Genomic DNA, 19,932 nt, shown 5'->3' with positions numbered 1-19,932 from the left:
TATCTCCGTCGGGGCCAGGTGGTGGGGGACCCGGACTCGGGCGACGGCGGCCGTTCCCCGGCGGGGCGGCCGCCGTCGCCTTGGTGTGCCTGAAGACTGCGGGTGAGTTGGGGTGGTGCGCTCAGACAGCTTCGTCCCGGTCGGTCCGTACGGCCCCGGGCCTGGAGGGCGTCCGGAGCGCGAAAACGGTGATGAGCAAAGCGATCCCGGCGAACACGGCCGCACCTGCGAACGCCCCCGAGACACCGGCGACGAGCGGGTCGGTGCCCGGTTCGGCGGACCTGTTCGCAGCACCGGCAACGGTGACGAGGATTGCCAGACCCAGTGAGCCACCGACAGTCAGCATGGACTGGAGCACACCCGAGGCCGCGCCCGTCTCCTCCGCCGGTGTCGCGGACATGACGATCAGGTTGAGCGACACCATGCTGAGCCCCGCCCCGACTCCGAGGAGAAGCAGCGGACCCAACACGGAACCGGCGTACCCGCTGCTCTCGGAGAGCGTGCCGAGCCAGCTCGTCGCGATGACGGCGGCGGTGGTGCCCGCGATCGCGACCGGCTTGGGGCTGACCCTGGTCAGCAGCCTGGGCACGACCTGGGAGCCCGCGAACACCGTCGCGGCCATCGGCAGGAAGGCCAGCCCGGTGGTCAGCGGCCCCATCCCCAGTGCCTCCTGGAGGAACTGGGTCAGGAAGAACCACATGCTGGTCAGCGTGGCGGCGACGAGGAGCAGGCTCGCGTACGCGGCGGAGCGTCCGCCGCGGAACAGGCCAAGCGGCAGGACGGGGTGCGCCACCCTGGACTCGATGGTGATCAGTGCGGCGAACAGCGCCAGGCCGATGGCGAACGCGACCAGCGCGGTCGGATCGCCCCAACCCTGCTCGGAGACGCGGATGAGCGCGTAGACCAGCGCGGTCATCGACGCAGTGGAGGCAAACGCGCCGGCCAGGTCGAAGCGGCCGGTGCCGGTCTCCGACTCGGAGATGAACTTCGGCGTCAACAGGATGACGGCCAGGCCGAACGGCACGTTGATGAAGAGGACCCAGCGCCACGACAGCGCGGAAGTCAGCACGCCGCCGAGCACCAGACCCAGCGCCAGACCGGAACCGGAGACCGTGGAGTAGACGGCGAAGGCGCGGTTGCGCCGAGCCTCGTCGCGGAAGTTGGTGGCCAGCAGGGCGATGCCCGTGGGCGCGGCGAAGGCGGCGCCGACGCCCTGCCCGGCGCGGGTCAGCACCAGCGTGAGGTCGTTGGTCGCGAGCCCTCCCACCAGGGACGACGCGGTGAACAGCGCGGTGCCGAACAGGAAGACCCTGCGGTGCCCGCGGAGGTCACCGAGTCGACCGCCGAGCAGCAGGAGCCCGCCGAAGGTCAGGAGGAACGCGTTGGTGATCCAGGACAGCCCGGTCAGGCTGAACCCGAGTTCGTGCCGGATGGTCGGCAGGGCGACGTTGATGATCGTGGTGTCGAGCTGGAGCATGAACTCGCAGGAGACGATCAGCGTCAGCGCGACGCGGAGCCTGCGGTCGGCGACCGCGCTCCCCGCCGCCCGCTGTGCGGTAGTCCCGGACATGCGGAAGCCTCTCGAGGTGAGGGAGTGTGCGGCATCGACCCGTGTCGATGCCGGTTCGCGCAGGTGACGGGCCCGTCGTCAGCGTCGAGTAATATATGGGGAGCTTCCCCGGTTTGTAAATGGGGTAGCACTCTCACTTAGTTCTGGACGGGGACCACGCGGATGACCGGACCCGATCGACGCAGGCCGCTGCGCGCCGACGCGCGGCGGAACTACGACCGAGTGCTCGCGCAGGCCGCCATCGACTTCGCCGAGCACGGCGCCGACGTGTCACTGGACGACATCGCACGGCGCGCCGGCGTCGGTTCGGCCACGCTCTACCGGCATTTCCCGTCCAGGGACGCACTGCTGGCCGAGGTGATCCGGGGCAGCGTCGAGGGTCTGCGCGCCGAGGCCGAACGCCTCCTCGGGGCCGACGACGCCGGCGAGGCGCTGCGCACCTGGTTGCGCGCCGCGACCGTGCACGCGACGTCCTACCGGGGACTGTCGACGTCGCTCATGAGCAGCTTCTACGACGAGGGCTCCCCGCTGCACGAGTCCTGCCGGGCCATGCACGCTGCGGGCGGTGCGTTGCTCGCTCGCGCCCAGGAGTCCGGCTCGGTGCGCCGCGACCTTTCCGCCGAGGACCTGTTCACCCTCGTCAACGCGCTGGCCTGGGCGGCGGAGTGGAATGGCCGAGCCGCCACCGTCGCGCCGACGCTGCTGGACGTCGTGTTCAACGGTGTCCGGGAAGCGAAACCACGGTGATGTCGCCACCGCCGAGGTTCGCCGCGATGGTCAGGCTCCTCCGTCCTGATGCCTGAGCCAGGACAGCAACCAAGCCCGACTGGACGCCTCTGCCTGTCCCGGTCCACTCCGCCACGTTCCACCCCAACCTGAGCGCAAGATCGGCGACGACGCGAGATCAGGTGCCAGGTCAGAATGTCGGCCTCGCAGGTGGGGATGGGTTCCCCGGCATCCGGCCACCGTCTACAGGCAACGAGGATGCGATCATTAACCCGGTCATCGACTTCTTCGTCGAGGCCTGTCCGCGCTCGGTGATCTCGCGGCTACGGCCTGTGCTCGCCACTCAAGCGGGAGTGGGTGCGTCCAGCGGAAAACCGCAGGTGGAAGCCACTGTGCATCCTGTGAGTGCGTTCTCCGAACCGGCTTCGGCTGTTGGTGGTCGAGTCCCGTGTCCCCCTGGTGATGGAGCGGCCCTGGCGTGCGAGGGCTCGGTTCGAGGCACGTGACGGGGGTGCGCGCTGATGCTCACTCCTGTGCCTCCGCCCAGTTCGTCAGAGACCGGGTTCGTGCTTCGCGCCCTGACGGTCATCATCGGCCTGGTGGTCGGGCTGATGTTTCTGTTCGGGTTCGGCAACGTGTGGAGTCTGGCCCTTCGACTGGGTGTCCCGGTCTGGGTGGCGCCCCTCGTCGCACCCGCGGTGGACCTGTCGGTGCTGGGCCTGCTGATCGCGATTCGCTACCTGGCGGTGCGTGGTGCCGGGCCCGAGGTCCTACGGCCCGCGCGACGGCTGTTGCTGTTCGTCAGCGTTGTCACGTTGGCCCTGAACGTGTCCGAACCTCTGGTGGAGGGTCAGTTCGGGAAGGCGGCCTTCGAGCACCGTGCGACTTCGCATCGTCTGTGCACGTGACGGTGGTGGACGTCGGTGGCGACGGATGGCGGCTGGCCACCAACCCCGTGAGCGGGCCGGGTGTGTGGCTACGGGACGGCGTTCCGATGCCCTACCCCATACTGGTGGTGCGGCCTTCCCGTCCCGGCTTGGCCGCCGGTGAGTGGGTGCTGGCCCAGTTGGAACCGTGGCTGCGTGTTCGGCTCATCGCACCGGTGCGGGCCCTGGTCGTCAACGGGGCCAGGAGGTGGCCGCGCGGGATGGTGGGCGCGGTGGGGCCTCGCTTGGCGCCGTTGCTCCCCGCGTCACGGATGGTTCCGCACGACGGCGAGATCGCGGTGAACGGGATCGGACCACGGATCACATCGGGCCGACTTCGTCGTGCGGTGATGCCGTTGCTGGGTCGACCTCGGGCTGGTCCCAGCCAGCAGACGCCTGAGGACGGGGATGCCGCGGTGAGCACGTGGGCGAGAAGGCAGTTCCTGCCGAAGCCGTCAGCGGTTCGTCCGCGCCAGGCCGTACCAGTCAGCGTGTGGGTCGACTCGCTGATCACCGGGGCGATCCCTGTCGTTCCTCGCTGCGGGATGGTGAGTGGGTGTGAACCGCCAGTGGACTCCCTTGCTGGCCGGCGCGCTGACCGGACTGCTGACCATCACCCTGGTCGAACTGATCTCGCCGTCTTACTCCCCACGCATCGCGGTGACCACTGTGGACAGTGGGGTGTCGGAGCTTGCCGCACGGCCTATGCCCTTCCTACCTCCGAAGGCCGCCCACCCCCAACCTCCGGCCACCACGCTGGGCGTCGAACCCTACGTGCTTCCTCCACCCACGCAGCCGACCGTCCGGTGGATTCCCTGTGAATACACCGCCTCAACCGAAGGAGCACTGGACCAACTGGTCGCGCTGTGGGAGACCGTCCTCAACGGCGCCGATCCGACCACTGTGCACCGGGCCTGCCAGCACCTGTCGCTGCCCGGCGCCCCCAACCCCGCCGACACCGTCATGCACCGTGCCGTGGTGGACCCGAAAGACCGAGCGCCGACGGCCGTTCAGGGCGACCGTTTGGAACCAGGCCCACGCCGGGACGGATGGTGTCAACGTGCACTGACATGAAGACCATCAGGTACCTCCCGCAGGCTTGGCGCCGGCGCGGGACGCCGGGGTCGGCAGATGGGGGAAGCAGCACGGCCAAAGCCCTGTCGGGGTCGCAAGGCTCTCCGTGAAATCTGTCGGCGAGAAGGCGGGCTGGACGTAGTTCACTCGAATGGCCCTGTGACGCCGGGGGGCTGCCGGACATGAGCGGTGTGACAGGGAGGAGAAGCTTTGTCGCCCCCACAGGACCGTTTCGATGCTCTCTACCGGCAGCACTACGACCCCATAGCCCGCTATCTGGGCCGACGTCTCCAGCCCCACGTGGTGGAGGACGCCGTCGCCGAGGTCTTCACCGTCGCCTGGCGTCGCCGAGACCACCTTCCCCACGACCGCGAGGTGCTGCCCTGGTTGTACGAGGTGGCGCGGCGGGTCGCGGCGAACGAGCGCCGCCGCCAGGACCGCTACACCCAGCTCGCCCAACGACTCGCCGTCCACAGCGACCGTTCCACCACCGGCCTCGAACCCGAACAGCTCGACGTCGCCGCCGCGTTCGACCACCTCACCGCCGAGGACCAGGAACTCCTGCTGCTCTCCGCGTGGGACGGGCTCAGCGTCGGTCAGATCGCCGCGCTGCTGGGCTGCGGCCGATCCGCGGCGGCCATGCGCCTGCTGCGTGCCCGCCGGCGCCTGGCCGCCGCGTTGCGGCCCGTCCCACCACTGTCTGCCCGTCGTCAACCGAAAGGGGTGCTGTGATGCGTCTTGCCCGCCGAACCCAGGCCCTGCTCGCCCCGTTCGACCCCGAACGGGACCGTCCGCGCCGCGAACCTCCTCCCTTCACCTGTGTCCCGGTCGCCGAGGGCGTGGACGAGCACAGCGCGCCCGCCCGCCGACCGGGGCTGTCCCGTCGCCGGGTGCTGATCACCGCCGCGGTGGCTGTCGTCGGGATGGCCTCGGTCGTCGGGTACCAGTGGTGGACGGCCCCGCCCGGGATCGCCGCCACCCCACCGTTGCTGACGATCCAGCAGCCGGCCACCGACCGGCCCGCGCCCATGGTGCTCACCGAGATCGCCGACCGTGCCGCCGCGCTGCCGGCCCCGGTCACGGCGGGACGCACCGAGAAGGTCGTCATTCGCGCCTGGTACCTGCACAGCCAGGTCAGCGGCACGACGATCTCGGCGGTCCAGCCCGAGCGACGTGAACTGATCCGCCGCCCCGACGGCAGCGGCGCGCTGCACGAAAGCAAGGAGCCACCCGAGTTCCGGTCCGAGGCCGACCGCCGCGAGTGGGCCTCCGACCACGGCGGACAGCGCACCGAGACCTGGGCACCTGGGAAGCGGCCGTTCTTCAGCCAGCACCGGCCACCCACCACGCCCGAGCAGCTCCACCAGTACCTGTGGCGGCCCAATCCCCCGGACAGCATCGGGTCGATCAAGACGCTCCAGGCGATGCGGGAGGTCCTGCTGGAGCGGGCGCTGCTGCCCGCCGAACGCGCCGCGTTCCTGCGACTGATGGCCGAGATGCCGGAACTGCGGCACGAGGGCCGCGCCCAGGACCGCGCCGGCCGGTGGGGCGAGGTGTTCTCCGTCGACTCGGCCTACCGTGGGCTGCCCTCGCGGTACAGCTTCCTCGTGGACGCCACCACCGGGTCCTTCCTCGGCTACGAGCAGATGCTCACCACCACGCCCGGCGCCCTCAACGTCCGCGTCCCGGCCGTGACCACTTACGAGACCTTCCTCGACGGAACGTTCGTCGACTAAATCGGGTGGGGGTTGCCGCCACTCTCGGCGACCCCCACCAACTGATTAATTCCTAGCTGTCAGCCGTGCATGTACAATGCCTCATCATCGAAGTGTCCCATTGGCGAGGCGCGAGCGCATCCGTCTAACTGGAACTCAAACGCCTGGCCGTCCTTCAGGATGCCCGTGTCATCGCACCAAAACTGGTTGTTGTTCCACGAGGAAACCGTGTTGTCGAATTCCCGGTTTCCGGGGTGGTGCCACTTCTCTTCGTTGAAAATGAGTCGCTTGCCTCCACCGTTCTCGTGTTCGAAGAGGCACGGCCATCGCGAAGCGCGGTCGTCAAGCCCTAGGTTTTGCGAGGTGCCGAACGTTGGCGTCGGATCCCAGCCGACTGCGGCGTTCGCTTCGGTGTTCGATCGGTAACAGTCCATCAAGGTGGCGGATCGCACCACGCAAGAGTTCGCCACCTTCCAGGCCTCGCTGGGGGTCATGATTTTTCCCTCGAAGCGGGCCACCGGAGCCTCCGCCGATGCGGGTGACGCGGCGAGAGCGAATGCCGCACACACCGACAGGATTGCGGTAGATATCGCTCGTAAAACACGTCTCATAAGGTCCCTTTGGGGGTCTGGTGATGCTATGAGGTTGGCGAGGTCGAAGCCCTTCCGCCAATCAGGTGATGATCTCGTGTTCACCGCCTTCTTCTCCAGATACGGTCCGTTGGATGGATCTTTAAGGTGACGAATGGGCTGGTCCCAACAGAACTGCCTGGTGTGCGGAAACTTGAGAGATGGGGAACCAAAACACCAGAAAGGAGCCCCGCCCGCGCGTAAGCGCTGGTCAGTCGTGTTGACCACCGCGGCGCAGGCCGCCGGGGTTCGCCATCCACGGCTGCACCGCGACCGTGACGGTGTCTTGGTGCACTCCCATGCCGGGCACGAAGTCCATCACCAGGTGCTGGTGATGGACTTCGTGCCCGGCCGCACCCTCTACGACCTTCGCCGTGGACCGGATCCGGGCGAGCTGGCCGGGATCGTGGAGCAGGCCGTGCGGATCCACACCGTTGACGCGCACCCGGAGTTCGTGTTCGACCCGTGGGCCATCACCAACCTCGTGCCGCTGGCCGGGCAGCTCCGGGACGTCCTCGACACCGAGCAGAACCGTCTCGTCGGCCAGGCCATCGAGGAGATCGCCGCCGTCGACCGTGAGCCGCTGCCGGTGGCGCTGTCGGTGCTTCGCAGGGCGGGGAGAGGACGTAGTGGATGGCGCTCTGGCCGGGCTAGAACGCCTGCCAGGGCGCGTTGGAGCCGGTGAGGATGCCGTGGAGGCGTTGCCGATGTGCCGCGCGCATGACTGGGTCGTGGCGTGCCCGGCGCAGGGGCCCGGGGAGTTGGACGAGGTCCCGCATCCGCAGCAGCAGTCGGTAGTGGGGTGAGGTGGCCAGGTCGTAGCCGTAGGCACGGGCGGCCCCGCGTGCCTACCTGCGACCCCTGCCGTAGCGGATCGCGGCATGCCAACTCGGAGATCAACCGCAAGGAGTGCCCCCGGTGCGACTCGAACGCACACTGGACGGATTTTGAGTCCGCTGCCTCTGCCGATTGGGCTACGGGGGCCGGCGCCACGACTCTACGCGATCAGGGTGCGAGGAGGGGAAGGGGGGTGGTGTGATCGACGGGTGTGGGCGGCGTACATCGAGAGGCCAGGGCCGGCCGAGGAGATCCGGTACGGCGAACTGCCGGACCCCGAGCCGGGACCCGGGCAGGTGGTGGTGCGGACCGAGGCGGTGGCGGTGAACTGGGTGGACACGTTCGTCCGCTCGGGGGCGTACCGCACGGAGCTGCCGAGGCCGTTCGTGGTGGGACGAGACGTCGTCGGCGTCGTGGAGCACCCAGGTGGGGGACTGCGCGAGGGTGAGCGGGTGTGGGCCTCGACGCTGGGGTACGCGGGGCGCCAGGGGCCGACGGCGGAGCGGGTCGCGGTGGAGGCCACGCGCCTGCACCGCCTCCCGGCCGGGGTCGAGCCGGTGCGGGCGGTGGCGACGTTGCACGGGGCGACAACGGCGCTGATCGGCCTGGAACGCGCGGGCCTGGCGCCGGGCGAGCGCGTGTTCGTGCACGGCGCCAGCGGGGCAGTGGGCTCGGCGGTCGTGCAGGTCGCGGTGGACCGGGGAGCGCACGTCATCGCGACGGCGAGGTCGGACGAGGCGTTGGTGACGTTGCGGCGGTGGGGCGCGGCGGAGGTGCTGGACACGCGGGAGCGGCAGCCGCGGCCGGCGGACGTGGACGTGCACTGGGACGCCACGGGGACGATCCCGCTGGAGGAGGCGGTCGCGAGCGTGGCGAGCCGGGGCCGCGTGGTGGTCACGGCGCGGAGGGAACGGGACCCGGTGCCGGCGTTCGACCTGTACCTGCGGGACGCGGTGATCGTGGGCTTCACCCTCAGCCACGCCGGCGACGACGAGCAGGAGAGGGCCGCGCGGGAGGTGAACCGGTTGCTCGGGGCCGGGCGGCTGGAGGCGCGGGTGGCGCACGTGCTCCCGCTGGCCGAGGCGGCGCGGGCGCACCGGCTGCTGGAGTCGGGGCAGGCCCACGGCAAGGTGGTTCTCATCCCGTGAGGTGTCACGTCGATCACGCCGAAGGCGGTGGTCAGCGGGGGTGTCGGGCGGGGTAGGCTGCGGTCGGCGCACCCGCGCCCGCCGTGCCCGTCGTGACCCCGCAGGAGGACCCCGGTGACCCAGTCGGCTGCCGAGGCCCGGCCGCGTCGAGTGCTCGTCGCCGAGGACGAGGCGCTCATCCGCCTCGACCTGGTCGAGATGCTCCGCGAGGAGGGCTACGAGGTCGCCGGCGAGGCCGGGGACGGCGAGGAGGCGGTCCGGCTGGCCACGGAGCTGCGGCCGGACCTGGTGATCATGGACGTCAAGATGCCGAAGATGGACGGCATCGAGGCGGCGTCGCGGATCGCGGGCGAGCGCGTCGCCCCGGTCGTCATCCTCACCGCGTTCAGCCAGCGCGACCTGGTGGAGCGGGCCAGGGACGCGGGCGCCATGGCCTACCTGGTCAAGCCGTTCGCCAAGCGCGACCTGGTGCCCGCGATCGAGTTGGCGGTCTCCCGGTTCGCGGAGTTGCAGGCGCTGGAGGGCGAGGTCGCCGACCTCACCGACCGGCTGGAGACCCGCAAGGTCGTCGAGCGCGCCAAGGGCGTGTTGATGGACAAGCAGGGGCTGTCCGAGCCGGAGGCGTTCCGCTGGATCCAGCGCACCGCGATGGACCGGCGCACCACCATGCGCGCGGTCGCGCAGGCCGTGCTCGAGAATCTCAACTGACCGCCTCCTTCGCCGAGTCAGGGGTCGCCCATAGGTGCGATCCTGTGACTCTGCGTTGCTGCTTCTGCTTCTGACGCTGTACGCCCCCCGACTGCGCGTTCGCCGTCGAACTGAATCGATTCACAGCGCATGAGTGGCCTCCGACCAGGGAAGACGCTCGGTCAACTTCGCGCAGAGCTGCCTGTCTGTTCCTCCTGATCGCGATCAGTCACGATGTGGACACGAGCAGAAGTGAGATCTGGGCAACACTCGATCGGGGGTCTACCTTCCTGGCCTATCCCAGGGCCCCGGGGACGGGGACCGCCGGCAGGCGGGGTGATGGGGCAAGGAGGTACGGGTGTCCGGAGCGCGACTCGTACGGTTACTCGCGACGGCGGCCGCGGTGTCGCTGGCCGTCGCGGGGTGTGGTGGTGGGGGCGGCGACGCGCCGGACGGCCGTGACACCGGCGCCGCGGCCCCGAACGTCCCGGCGGGGGCCGCCGACCCGCGCGGCGACGGGAAGGCCCAGTGCTCGGGGGTCAACCTCGCCTACGTCGGCAGCATCGCGGGGGACAACGCGGCGCTGGGGATCGCGATCCTCAACGGCGCCAAGCTCGCGGTGAAGCAGCACAACGACGCGAACCCGAACTGCCAGGTGACGTTGAAGCAGTTCGACTCGGAGGGCAGCCCGGACAAGGCGCCCGGCGTGGTCACCCAGGTCATCAACGACCCGAGCGTGTTGGGTGTCATCGGACTGCCGTTCTCCGGTGAGTCCAAGGCCGTCGGCGCGACCATCAACCAGGCGGGACTGGTCGCGATCACGCCGTCGGCGACGAACCCCGCCCTCGCCAGGAACGGGTGGAGGACCTTCTTCCGGGGGCTGGGCAATGACGCGGTGCAGGGACCGGCCGTCGCGAGGTTCCTCACCGAGGAGCTGAAGGCGTCGAAGGTGTGCGTGCTCAGGGACGACTCGGAGTACGGCATCGGCCTGGCGGAGACGGTGCGCGGCGCGTTGAAGGACAAGGTCGTCTGCGAGGACCAGGTCAAGACCAAGCAGAAGGAGTTCTCGGCGACGATCGGCAAGGTCGAGCAGGCCCGGCCGGACGCGATCTTCTATTCCGGCTACTACACCGAGGCCGCGCCCCTCGCCCAGCAGCTCAGGGACCGGGGCGTCGACGCGAAGCTGGTCGCGCCGGACGGGGCGAAGGACGACGAGTTCGTCAAGAACGCCGGCGACGCCGCGGAGGGCGCCTACCTGACCTGCCCGTGCGTTCCCGCCGACGCGTTCACCGGTTTCTTCGACTCCTACAAGAAGGAGTTCGGGGTCGAGCCGGCGACGTATTCGGCGGAGGGGTACGACGCCGCGACGGTTCTGCTCAAGGCGTTGGACAAGGGGTTGAAGGACAGGGCGGCCGTTCTGGAGTTCGTGCGCGGGTACGAGGGCCAGGGGCTGACGAAGAAGTTCCGGTGGGACGCCACCGGCGAGCTGACCGAGACGCCCGTGTGGTCGTACCGGGTCGAGAACGGAAAGATCGTCAAGCACAAGCCGATCGGCTCGTGACACCGCGGGAGTGACGCCGCCCCGAGGGCGCGGTCCGACTGTTTCCCATCCGTTCACGCGCGGCGTCGGACCGCGCCCTCCTGCACTGACGGAGAACGGGCAGGTCAATGGTCCATCAACTGGCGACAGCGGTGGCGCAGGGCGACGGCGGTTGGATCGATTTCAACGTCCCCCTGCTGGTCGACCGATTCTGGAGCAACACCGTCGACGGCTTGGCCTACGGCAGCGTCTACGCGCTCGTGGCCCTCGGCTACACCCTGGTGTACGGCGTTCTGCGACTGATCAACTTCGCGCATTCCGAGGTGTTCGTCGTCGGGGCGTTCGCCGCCTACTTCACCTTGGAGGGCCTGGGTTTCCGGCCCGGTCCCACGCCCCAGCTCTCCACCCTGTCGATCGTCGCGAACCTGCTGCTCGCGGGGGCGGTCGCCATGATCGCCTCCGGCCTGGTGGCGGTCGTGCTGGAACGGGTGGCCTATCGGCCGCTGCGGAGGAGGAACGCGCCGTCCCTGGTCTTCCTGATCACCGCGATCGGTGCGTCGTTCGTCGTCCAACAACTGTTCTTCGTCACCAGGGGCGCGAATCCCGAGCGGGCCATCCGCATCCTGCGCCCGAGGCCGTTGTTCGAGGTCTTCGGGGCGAAGGTCACCAACATCCAGATCATCGTGCTCGTCGCCGCCGTCGCGTTGTGGGTGGTCGCGGATGGATTCGTCAACCGGACGCGGCTGGGCAGGGGGATCAGGGCCGTGGCGCAGGACCCGACGACGGCGACGCTCATGGGCGTCAACCGCGAGCGCGTCATCATGCTGACATTCCTCGTCGGCGGTGTGCTCGCCGGCGCGGCCGCGTTGTTCTACCTGATGCAGATTCCTCAGGGAGTCGTGTACAACGGCGGTTTCCTGCTCGGCATCAAGGCTTTCACCGCCGCAGTGCTCGGCGGCGTCGGGAACCTGAGGGGAGCCTTGCTCGGCGGTCTGCTTCTCGGGGTGGCGGAGAACTACGGGCAGTCGTTGTTGGGTGGCGCGTGGCGGGACGTGGTCGCGTTCGCGTTGCTGATCACCATTCTGATGTTCCGCCCGACGGGCATTCTCGGCGAGTCGCTCGGGAGGGCACGGGTATGAACGCGCACATCGCGTCGCGAGCGGGCGTCCGGATCCTGGCGCGACGGGTCGGCGAGTGGTGGCACGGGCTGAGCAGGTTCCAGCAGTGGGGCGTGCTGGTGCCCCTCGTCGTGCTGATCTACCTGCTGCCGGTGCTCAACCCGCCCCTGCTGACCACCGAGCCGGGCACGGACTTCCCGATCGCCATGTTCAACGCCGCCCGCATGGCGTTGATCGCGATCGGCCTGAACGTCGTGGTCGGCCAGGCGGGCCTGCTCGACCTGGGCTACGTCGGCTTCTTCGCCATCGGCGCGTACGTGGCGGCCCTGCTCACCAGCCCGGACTCCGCGCTGGGCGTGCGGTACCCGTGGCTGGTCGTGGTGCCCGTCGCGATGGCGGTGACGATGTTGTCCGGCGTCGTCCTCGGCGCGCCGACCCTCCGGCTGCGTGGCGACTACCTGGCGATCGTGACCCTCGGCTTCGGGGAGATCGTCCGCCTGCTGGCGGACAACGTCGAGCCGTTGCGGGGCAACCGGGGCTTCCAGCAGGTGGCCGGGCCGCCGGGGACGCACGCGGACGGCTCGCCGATCTTCACCCAGACCGGCGGGACCCCGTGGTACTGGCTGGTCGTCACCGTGATCATCCTGGTCCTGGTGCTGGTCGGGAACCTGGAGCGCAGCCGGGTCGGCCGCGCGTGGGTGGCGATCAGGGAGGACGAGGACGCCGCCGAGATCATGGGTGTGCCCACGGTCCGGTTCAAGATCCTCGCCTTCGTGATGGGCGCGGGTGTCGGCGGGCTCTCCGGCGCCCTCTACGCCGGGCAGATCGGCTTCGTGAACAACCAGAAGTTCGACGTCGTCACCTCGGTGCTGTTCCTGGCGGCGGTGGTGCTCGGCGGCGCGGGCAACAAGGTGGGCGTCCTGCTGGGCGCGTTCGTCATCTCCTACGTGCCCGACCGGTTCCAGGCCGTCGCCGAGTACAAGTTCCTGATCTTCGGACTCGCCCTCATCGTCCTGATGGTCTTCCGGCCGCAGGGGCTGCTCGGCGCCAGGCAACGCCTGCTCGCGCGCGGCCGCGACGCCTACCGCCGCCTGGTCGGACGGCCGGAACAGGTCGTGACAAAGGGGCCGACGCCCGACTCGGGCAGGGGGGTGCGGACGTGACCGGGGATCGCGGCAGAACGGAGTCCACAGAGGACGGTGTCTCGCCAGGGGGTGGGATCGTCGCCGAGCTGGGGCGGATGACCGGGGAGGAGCGGCGCGCGCACGAGGCCGAGGTGGCCGAGGCGGTCGCGCCGGACCGGGAGATCGCCGTCGACGTCGGGGACACCCTGCTGGAGATGCGGGACGTCACCGTGCGCTTCGGGGGCCTGGTGGCGTTGGACGCGGTGTCCTTCGGCATCCGGCGCGGGGAGATCCTCGGGCTGATCGGGCCGAACGGCGCGGGCAAGACGACCTGCTTCAACGCGATGACCGGCGTCTACCGTCCCAGCCAAGGACAGGTGTTGCTGGAGGGCAGGCCGCTGGGCCGGCGCGCGCGGCACCAGATCACCAGGGCCGGCATCGCCCGCACCTTCCAGAACATCCGGTTGTTCGGGGAGATGACCGCGCTGGAGAACGTCGTCGTCGGCACGGACGCGCGGCACCGCACCGGCGCGATCAGCGCGTTGCTGCGGCTGCCCAGGCTGCACAGGGAGGAGCGCGAGGCGGTGGAGAAGGCCATGGCGCTGCTGGAGTTCGTCGGCATCGCCGACCGCGCCGCCGACCGCGCGCGGAACCTGCCGTACGGCTGCCAGCGCCGCCTGGAGATCGCCAGGGCGCTGGCCACCGAGCCGAAGCTGCTCTGCCTGGACGAGCCGGCCGCCGGCTTCAACCCCGCCGAGAAGGAGGAGCTGATGGCACTCATCCGGCGGATCCGCGACGACGGGTACACGGTGCTGCTCATCGAGCACGACATGCGCCTGGTGATGGGGGTGACCGACCGCGTCGTGGTGCTGGAGTTCGGCAGGAAGATCGCCGAGGGCCGGCCGGCCGAGGTCGGGGAGGACCCGGCGGTGGTCGCGGCCTACCTGGGGGTGCCCGACGATGGCGTTGCTTGAACTGTCCGATGTGACCGTCCACTATGGACGTATCAGGGCGCTCTCCTCGGTGTCCCTCTCCGTGGCCGAGGGCGAGGTCGTGACGCTGATCGGGGCCAACGGGGCCGGCAAGACCACCACCATGCGGGCCATCTCCGGAATCCTCCCCCTCTCCTCGGGCCGGATCCTGTTCGACGGGCGGGACATCAGCCGGCTGCGGGCCGACCTGCGCGTGGTGCGCGGCATCTGCCAGGCCCCGGAAGGGCGGGGCGTGTTCCCCGGCATGACGGTGCGGGAGAACCTGGAGATGGGCTGCTACACGCGGAAGGACCGGAAGAACGTCGCCGCGGACTTCGAGCGGGTCTTCGCGTTGTTCCCCCGTCTCGCGGAGCGCAGGGACCAGGCGGGCGGCACGCTCTCCGGCGGTGAGCAGCAGATGGTGGCCATCGGTCGCGCCCTGATGGCCCGACCGCGGCTGCTGTTGCTGGACGAGCCGTCGATGGGGCTGGCGCCCCGGTTCATCCAGCAGATCTTCCACATCATCACGGAGATCAACGAGCAGGGCACCACCGTGCTGCTGGTGGAGCAGAACGCGCGGCAGGCGCTGTCCAGGGCGCACAGGGCCCACGTCCTGGAGACCGGGTCGATCGTGAGGTCGGGCACCGGAGCCGAACTGCTCGCCGACCCCTCCGTGAAGGAGGCCTACCTGGGCGTCGCGTGACCCCAGCGCGCGACGCCCCCGAGGGTGGTGGCGTCGACCGGCGTGTCTCCCCGCGCGGCCGACGCCACCGCCCTCACCTCACTCGCCCGGCGGGCGCTCCCGCAGCATGCACGTCAGGCGCGCGGTGCAGGTGCGCTTGCCCTTCTCGTCGGTGATGACGATCTCGTAGGACGCGGTGTTCTGGCCCCGGTGCAGCGGCGTGCACACGCCGGTGACGACACCCTCCCTGGCGGCGCGGTGGTGGGTGCAGGACAGCTCCAGCCCCACGGCGATCTTCTTCGGGGCGCCGTGCAGCGCGGCCGCGACGGACCCGAGGGTCTCGGCGAGCACCGCGTTCGCGCCGCCGTGCAGCAGGCCGTACGGCTGGCGGTTGCCCTTCACCGGCATGGTGCCGACCACGCGGTCCGGGTCCCACGAGGTGATCTCGATGCCCATGCGGTCGGTGAGCTGCTCCACGCCGAAGTCGAGGAAGGCGGGGGCGTCGCCGGCGTCATCCATGGTCGCCAAGGAACTCTCCTGTTTCTGTGCCGTCCGCGCCCGGACGAGGGTCCTGGGGTGCTGGGGACCAGAGTGTCACCCACTCGTCTGAGCAGCGTGCGCGCGGCGTGCGCGCATCGCGGTGTCACGGCCGGGCGCGGAGCGCGCGTCGGGACGGGAGCGGCCGGAGTGAGGAGTGTGGCTGGAGACGGGGAAGTGGCGACGGCGCAGGGCGACGGCCCGGCGGCTCCGGCCTCGCGGCACCTGGCGAACACGCTGGTGTGACACCGCTCAAGTCCACGGAAGGGTGAAAAGCCTCATGCCCTGGCCGGCTGCCCCCGGTCACTCGACCGGGGGTGTCGGCCGGCCACCCTAGACTCGCGGCGTGAACAGCACCGAGGCCCGCCCCGCGACCACAGCCGAGACCACCGCGCCCGCCGGCGAGGGACGCCGGCTGCTGCTGCTGGACGGTCACTCGCTGGCCTACCGCGCGTTCTACGCGCTGCCCGCCGAGAACTTCCGCACCACCACCGGGCAGACCACCAACGCGGTCTACGGCTTCACCTCGATGCTGATCAACCTGCTCCGGGACGAGCAGCCCACGCACGTCGCGGTCGCCTTCGACGTCTCCCGCAAGACGTTCCGCACCGAGGCCTACGCCGACTACAAGGCCAACCGCGGCGCCACCCCCGACGAGTTCCGGGGCCAGGTCGCGATCATCCAGGACGTGCTCGCCGCGCTGGGCATCCCCGCGCTGTCGCTGGAGGGCTACGAGGCCGACGACCTCATCGCGACGCTCACCACCAAGGCCGAGGCCCAGGGCTACTCGGTGCTCATCTGCACCGGGGACCGCGACACGTTGCAGCTCGTCACCGACAGGGTGACCGTGCTCTACCCGCGCAAGGGCGTCTCCGACCTCAACCGGTTCACCCCGGAGGCGGTGGAGGAGAAGTACCAGCTCACGCCGCGGCAGTACCCGGACTTCGCCGCCCTGCGCGGTGACCCGTCGGACAACCTGCCCGGCATCCCCGGCGTCGGCGAGAAGACCGCCGCCAAGTGGATCCGCGAGTTCGGCTCGCTGGCCGAGCTGGTCGACCGGGTCGACCAGGTGCGCGGCAAGACCGGCGAGGCGCTGCGCGCCAACCTGTCCTCGGTGCTGCTGAACCGCCAGCTCACCGAACTGGTCCGCGACGTCCCGGTCGGCGTGGAGCCCGAGGAGCTGGCGGTGCGGCCCTGGGACCGCGACGCGGTGCACCGGCTGTTCGACGAGCTGGAGTTCCGGGTGCTGCGCGACCGGCTGTTCGCCACGCTCGCCAGCGTCGAGCCCGAGGCCGAGGAGGGCTTCGAGGTGCGTGGCGGGCGGATCGAGCCGGGCGGCGTCGCCGCGTGGCTCGACGCCCACGCCCGCGCCGGCCGCACCGGCATGGCCTTCCGGGGGAGCTGGGGCCGGGGCAGCGGCGACCTGGAGGGCATCGCCCTGGCCGCGGCCGACGGCGAGGGCGGCTACCTCGACGTGGCGGAGCTGACCCCCGAGGACGACGCCGCGCTGGCGGCCTGGCTGGCCGACCCCGAGCGGCCGAAGGCGGCCCACGACGTCAAGGGGCCCTCGCACGCGCTGCGCTGCCGGGGCTGGACGCTGGCCGGCCTGAGCACGGACACCGCGCTGGCCGCCTACCTGGCGCGGCCGGGCCAGCGGTCGTTCGAGCTGGCCGACCTCGTGCTGCGCTACCTCCAGCGCGAGCTGCGGGCCGAGGAGGAGCCCGCCGACGGGCAGCTCTCCCTGCTCGGCGACGACGAGGACGCGGAGCGGACCGCGCGCGCCGAGATCCTGCGCGCCCGCGCGGTCGCCGACCTCGCCGACGCGCTGGACGGCGAGCTGGTCAGGGTCGGCGGCGACCGGCTGCTGGCCGAGCTGGAGCTGCCGCTGCTCGGCGTGCTCGCCGACCTGGAGGCGGTGGGCATCGCCGTCGACGGCGAGCAGCTCGCCGAGCTGGAGGCGCACTTCGCCGGCAAGGTCAAGCAGGCGGCCCAGGACGCCTACTCGGTGATCGGCAAGGAGATCAACCTCGGCTCGCCCAAGCAGCTCCAGGTCGTGCTGTTCGACGAGCTGGGCATGCCGAAGACCAAGCGCACCAAGACCGGCTACACCACCGACGCCGAGGCGTTGCAGACCCTCTACGCCACCACGCAGCACCCGTTCCTCCAGCACCTGCTGGACCACCGGGACGCGAGCAAGCTCAAGACCACGGTGGACGGCCTGCTCAAGTCGGTGGCCGACGACGGCCGGATCCACACGACGTTCAACCAGACCATCGCCGCCACCGGCCGGTTGTCCTCGACCGACCCGAACCTCCAGAACATCCCGATCCGCACCGACGAGGGCCGGCGGATCCGGGAGGCGTTCGTGGTCGGCTCCGGCTACGCCGAGCTGATGACCGCCGACTACAGCCAGATCGAGATGCGGATCATGGCGCACCTGTCGGAGGACGCGGCGTTGATCGAGGCGTTCCAGTCCGGCGCCGACTTCCACGCCGCCACGGCGGCCCGCGTGTTCTCCGTCGCCCCCGAGGCGGTCACCCCCTCGCAGCGCGCCAAGGTCAAGGCGATGAACTATGGCCTGGCCTACGGCCTGTCCGCCTACGGCCTGTCCAGCCAGCTCCGCATCTCCACCGAGGAGGCGCGGGGGCTGATGGACGAGTACTTCGCGCGGTTCGGCGGGGTGCGCGACTACCTCAACGCGGTGGTGGAGCGGGCCCGCAGGGAGGGCTACACCGAGACCATCCTCGGCCGTCGCCGCTACCTGCCCGACCTGACCAGCGACAACCGGCAGCGGCGCGAGATGGCCGAGCGGATGGCGCTCAACGCCCCGATCCAGGGCAGCGCCGCCGACATCATCAAGGTCGCCATGCTCGGGGTGCACCGCGCGTTGGCCGAGTCGGGGCTGCGCTCGCGCATGCTGCTCCAGGTGCACGACGAGCTCGTGCTGGAGGTCGCCGAGGGGGAGCGCGCGGCGGTCGAGGAGCTGGTGCGCGCCCAGATGGGCGGCGCCTACCAGCTCTCGGTGCCGCTGGAGGTCTCGGTGGGCGTCGGCCGCTCCTGGGACGACGCGGCGCACTGACGGCCCTGGTCCGGACGGGACGGGAGCGAAGCGGACGGAACGGGACCGAACGGGACCGAACGGACGGGGCAACGGGCAGGACCGGCACACCCGGGTCGGACGGGCACGGCGAGGCGCTTTCCGCATGAGGCGCCTCGCCGTGCTCGTCTAGAGTCGGTCGAATGCCGCACGACCTCCCGCTCGGACCCGACGACCCGCTTCCGCACCGACCGCGCCGCGTGCTCGTCGCCGGCGCCTCCGGCTCCGGCAAGACGTCGCTGGCGAGGGAGATCGCGCGGCGGCTCGCCCTGCCCGCCCACGAGCTGGACGCGCTGCACCACGGCCCCAACTGGACACCGCGCCCGGAGTTCGTCGCGGACGTCGAGGCGTTCAGCGCGGAGGAGCAGTGGGTGACGGAGTGGCAGTACTCCAAGGTCAGGCGGTTGCTGGCCGAGCGGGCCGACACCCTGGTGTGGCTGGACCACCCGCGGTCGCTGGTGATGCGCCGGGTCGTCCGCCGCACGGTGTTGCGACGCATCCGCCGGGAGCAGTTGTGGAACGGCAACGTGGAGCCCCCGCTGCACAACATCTTCACCGACCCGGAGAACGTGATCCGGTGGTCCTGGTCGACCTACGCCAGGACCGGCGAGTCGGTGCGGGCGTTGATGAGCGATCCGGCCCTGCGGCACCTCGTGGTCGTGCGGCTGCGCGGGCAACGTCAGGTCGATGCCTGGTTGGACGGTTCGCTCCGGGCGGCGGCGCGGAGTGAGGAGAACGCGTGACCTCCCGCCGCGCGTTGGTGCTCGGGGGGACGGGCATGCTCGCCGACTGCGTGGCCGCCCTGCTCGCCGAGGGGTGGCAGGTGGTCACCCCCACGCGTCATCCCCGGGAGATCCACGCCGAGCCGGAGACCTCGTCCGAGCCCCCACGTCCGGGCGCGGCGGCGCGGGCGGCTCTCGGACCGCCAGGCCAGGTGCCCACGGGCCAAGTGCCGACCGGCCAAGCGCCGACCGGCCAAGCGCCGGCGGGGCGGACGCCGACGGACCGCCGTCGCGAGCCGGCGGTGTCGCGCTGGGTCGCGGCCGACTGGGCCGAGCCGGACCGGCTGGCCAGCACCGCGGCCGAGGCGCTGGGCGGGCCGGCGGACCTGCTGGTCGCCTGGGTGCGCCCACCTCACCGGGAGGCGGTGCTCCGCGCTGTCGCGCCGTTGCTCGCCTCCACCGCGCCCGTGGTCGAGGTGCGGGGGAGCGGCGAGCCGTCAGAACCGCCGGTGTTGGCCGGGCACCCCACGCACGTGGTGGTGCTGGGGCTGGGGCAGGGTGGCGGCGTGAGCCGGTGGCTCACCCACGGGGAGATCTCCACCGGCGTGTTCGCCGTGGCGCGGCGGGCCCTCGCCGGGGATCCACCAGGCATCCATCTGATCGGGGAGCCCGGGGCCTGGCGCCGTTGAGTCTCTGAGCCCCTGAGCTGCGGCGAACGGTCGGAACGTCAGCGAACGCCACGAGCCGGCGGTCCACCGCCGAAGCGCCAGGCAGCCCTGAACGGCTCAGACCCGAAGAGTTCGAAGATCCGCCGGGACCTGGGACCCGG

Annotated in this window: 19 protein-coding genes and 1 tRNA gene; 16 read left to right on the top strand and 4 right to left on the bottom strand. The window is 70.7% G+C overall.

The features are described from left to right. Positions 1 to 121 precede the first annotated feature (121 nt). Positions 122 to 1,570, bottom strand: a complete 1,449-nt coding sequence (locus LX15_RS24415) for an MFS transporter (protein WP_253671982.1) — start codon at positions 1,568 to 1,570, stop codon at positions 122 to 124. Between the two features lie 162 nt (positions 1,571 to 1,732). On the opposite strand from LX15_RS24415, the gene LX15_RS24410 reads away from it, so the two are divergent. The 5 genes from LX15_RS24410 to LX15_RS24390 all read left to right on the top strand — a co-directional run bounded on the left by LX15_RS24410 (position 1,733) and on the right by LX15_RS24390 (position 6,032). Continuing rightward, positions 1,733 to 2,317, top strand: a complete 585-nt coding sequence (locus LX15_RS24410) for a TetR/AcrR family transcriptional regulator (protein WP_253671981.1) — start codon at positions 1,733 to 1,735, stop codon at positions 2,315 to 2,317. A gap of 500 nt (positions 2,318 to 2,817) precedes the next feature. Continuing rightward, the gene (locus tag LX15_RS24405) at positions 2,818 to 3,204 is read left to right on the top strand and encodes a hypothetical protein (RefSeq protein ID WP_253671980.1); all 387 of its coding nucleotides are present in this window, start codon (positions 2,818 to 2,820) and stop codon (positions 3,202 to 3,204) included. Between the two features lie 576 nt (positions 3,205 to 3,780). Continuing rightward, positions 3,781 to 4,296, top strand: a complete 516-nt coding sequence (locus LX15_RS24400; RefSeq protein ID WP_253671979.1) for a hypothetical protein — start codon at positions 3,781 to 3,783, stop codon at positions 4,294 to 4,296. A 210-nt stretch (positions 4,297 to 4,506) separates the two neighbouring features. Next, positions 4,507 to 5,028, top strand: a complete 522-nt coding sequence (locus LX15_RS24395; protein ID WP_253671978.1) for a sigma-70 family RNA polymerase sigma factor — start codon at positions 4,507 to 4,509, stop codon at positions 5,026 to 5,028. Next, entirely contained in the window at positions 5,028 to 6,032 is a 1,005-nt protein-coding gene (locus LX15_RS24390; protein ID WP_253671977.1) for a hypothetical protein, read from the top strand. The genes LX15_RS24395 and LX15_RS24390 overlap by 1 nt, the downstream gene beginning before the upstream one ends. A 59-nt stretch (positions 6,033 to 6,091) precedes the next feature. On the opposite strand, the gene LX15_RS24385 is transcribed toward LX15_RS24390, so the two are convergent. After that, the gene (locus LX15_RS24385; RefSeq protein WP_253671976.1) at positions 6,092 to 6,529 is read right to left on the bottom strand and encodes a hypothetical protein; all 438 of its coding nucleotides are present in this window, start codon (positions 6,527 to 6,529) and stop codon (positions 6,092 to 6,094) included. Between the two features lie 445 nt (positions 6,530 to 6,974). On the opposite strand from LX15_RS24385, the gene LX15_RS24380 reads away from it, so the two are divergent. Further along, positions 6,975 to 7,325, top strand: coding sequence for a hypothetical protein (locus tag LX15_RS24380; RefSeq protein ID WP_253671975.1), 351 nt, complete (start codon positions 6,975 to 6,977; stop codon positions 7,323 to 7,325). A 225-nt stretch (positions 7,326 to 7,550) separates the two neighbouring features. Here the strand turns inward: LX15_RS24380 and LX15_RS24375 are convergent. Continuing rightward, a tRNA-Leu gene (locus LX15_RS24375) sits at positions 7,551 to 7,624 on the bottom strand. A 62-nt stretch (positions 7,625 to 7,686) separates the two neighbouring features. Here LX15_RS24375 and LX15_RS24370 point away from each other — a divergent pair. The 7 genes from LX15_RS24370 (at position 7,687) to LX15_RS24340 (ending at position 14,768) form a co-directional block, all read left to right on the top strand. Further along, positions 7,687 to 8,625 carry an NADPH:quinone reductase gene (locus tag LX15_RS24370; protein WP_253671974.1) on the top strand — a complete coding sequence of 313 codons (939 nt, stop codon included), beginning with the start codon at positions 7,687 to 7,689 and terminating at the stop codon, positions 8,623 to 8,625. Positions 8,626 to 8,739: 114 nt separating this feature from the next. Next, positions 8,740 to 9,333, top strand: coding sequence for an ANTAR domain-containing response regulator (locus LX15_RS24365; RefSeq protein ID WP_253671973.1), 594 nt, complete (start codon positions 8,740 to 8,742; stop codon positions 9,331 to 9,333). 337 nt (positions 9,334 to 9,670) lie between these two features. After that, positions 9,671 to 10,873 carry a branched-chain amino acid ABC transporter substrate-binding protein gene (locus LX15_RS24360; RefSeq protein WP_372502789.1) on the top strand — a complete coding sequence of 401 codons (1,203 nt, stop codon included), beginning with the start codon at positions 9,671 to 9,673 and terminating at the stop codon, positions 10,871 to 10,873. Between the two features lie 107 nt (positions 10,874 to 10,980). Further along, positions 10,981 to 11,991 (top strand): branched-chain amino acid ABC transporter permease, encoded by a 1,011-nt coding sequence (locus tag LX15_RS24355; RefSeq protein ID WP_253671972.1) that lies wholly within the window; start codon positions 10,981 to 10,983, stop codon positions 11,989 to 11,991. Next, positions 11,988 to 13,133 (top strand): branched-chain amino acid ABC transporter permease, encoded by a 1,146-nt coding sequence (locus LX15_RS24350; RefSeq protein ID WP_253671971.1) that lies wholly within the window; start codon positions 11,988 to 11,990, stop codon positions 13,131 to 13,133. The genes LX15_RS24355 and LX15_RS24350 overlap by 4 nt, the downstream gene beginning before the upstream one ends. 77 nt (positions 13,134 to 13,210) lie before the next feature. Beyond that, positions 13,211 to 14,068, top strand: coding sequence for an ABC transporter ATP-binding protein (locus tag LX15_RS24345; RefSeq protein ID WP_253671995.1), 858 nt, complete (start codon positions 13,211 to 13,213; stop codon positions 14,066 to 14,068). Next, positions 14,055 to 14,768, top strand: a complete 714-nt coding sequence (locus tag LX15_RS24340) for an ABC transporter ATP-binding protein (RefSeq protein ID WP_253671970.1) — start codon at positions 14,055 to 14,057, stop codon at positions 14,766 to 14,768. Before LX15_RS24345 ends, LX15_RS24340 begins: the two co-directional genes overlap by 14 nt. Before the next feature lie 78 nt (positions 14,769 to 14,846). Here LX15_RS24340 and LX15_RS24335 read toward each other — a convergent pair whose 3' ends face one another. Then, positions 14,847 to 15,266 carry a PaaI family thioesterase gene (locus LX15_RS24335; RefSeq protein ID WP_253671994.1) on the bottom strand — a complete coding sequence of 140 codons (420 nt, stop codon included), beginning with the start codon at positions 15,264 to 15,266 and terminating at the stop codon, positions 14,847 to 14,849. 364 nt (positions 15,267 to 15,630) lie between these two features. Between LX15_RS24335 and polA the strand changes: the two genes are divergently transcribed. The 3 genes from polA (at position 15,631) to LX15_RS24320 (ending at position 19,792) form a co-directional block, all read left to right on the top strand. Next, entirely contained in the window at positions 15,631 to 18,363 is a 2,733-nt protein-coding gene (gene polA, locus LX15_RS24330) for a DNA polymerase I (protein WP_372502788.1), read from the top strand. A 161-nt stretch (positions 18,364 to 18,524) separates the two neighbouring features. Then, positions 18,525 to 19,124, top strand: a complete 600-nt coding sequence (locus tag LX15_RS24325) for a P-loop NTPase family protein (protein WP_253671969.1) — start codon at positions 18,525 to 18,527, stop codon at positions 19,122 to 19,124. Then, positions 19,121 to 19,792 carry a Rossmann-fold NAD(P)-binding domain-containing protein gene (locus LX15_RS24320; protein WP_253671968.1) on the top strand — a complete coding sequence of 224 codons (672 nt, stop codon included), beginning with the start codon at positions 19,121 to 19,123 and terminating at the stop codon, positions 19,790 to 19,792. The genes LX15_RS24325 and LX15_RS24320 overlap by 4 nt, the downstream gene beginning before the upstream one ends. The last annotated feature ends 140 nt before the right edge of the window (positions 19,793 to 19,932 follow it).

It is taken from the genome of Streptoalloteichus tenebrarius, assembly GCF_024171885.1.
In the GTDB taxonomy this organism is placed as follows: Bacteria; Actinomycetota; Actinomycetes; order Mycobacteriales; family Pseudonocardiaceae; genus Streptoalloteichus; species Streptoalloteichus tenebrarius.
This window is presented reverse-complemented; position numbering and strand designations above follow the sequence as displayed.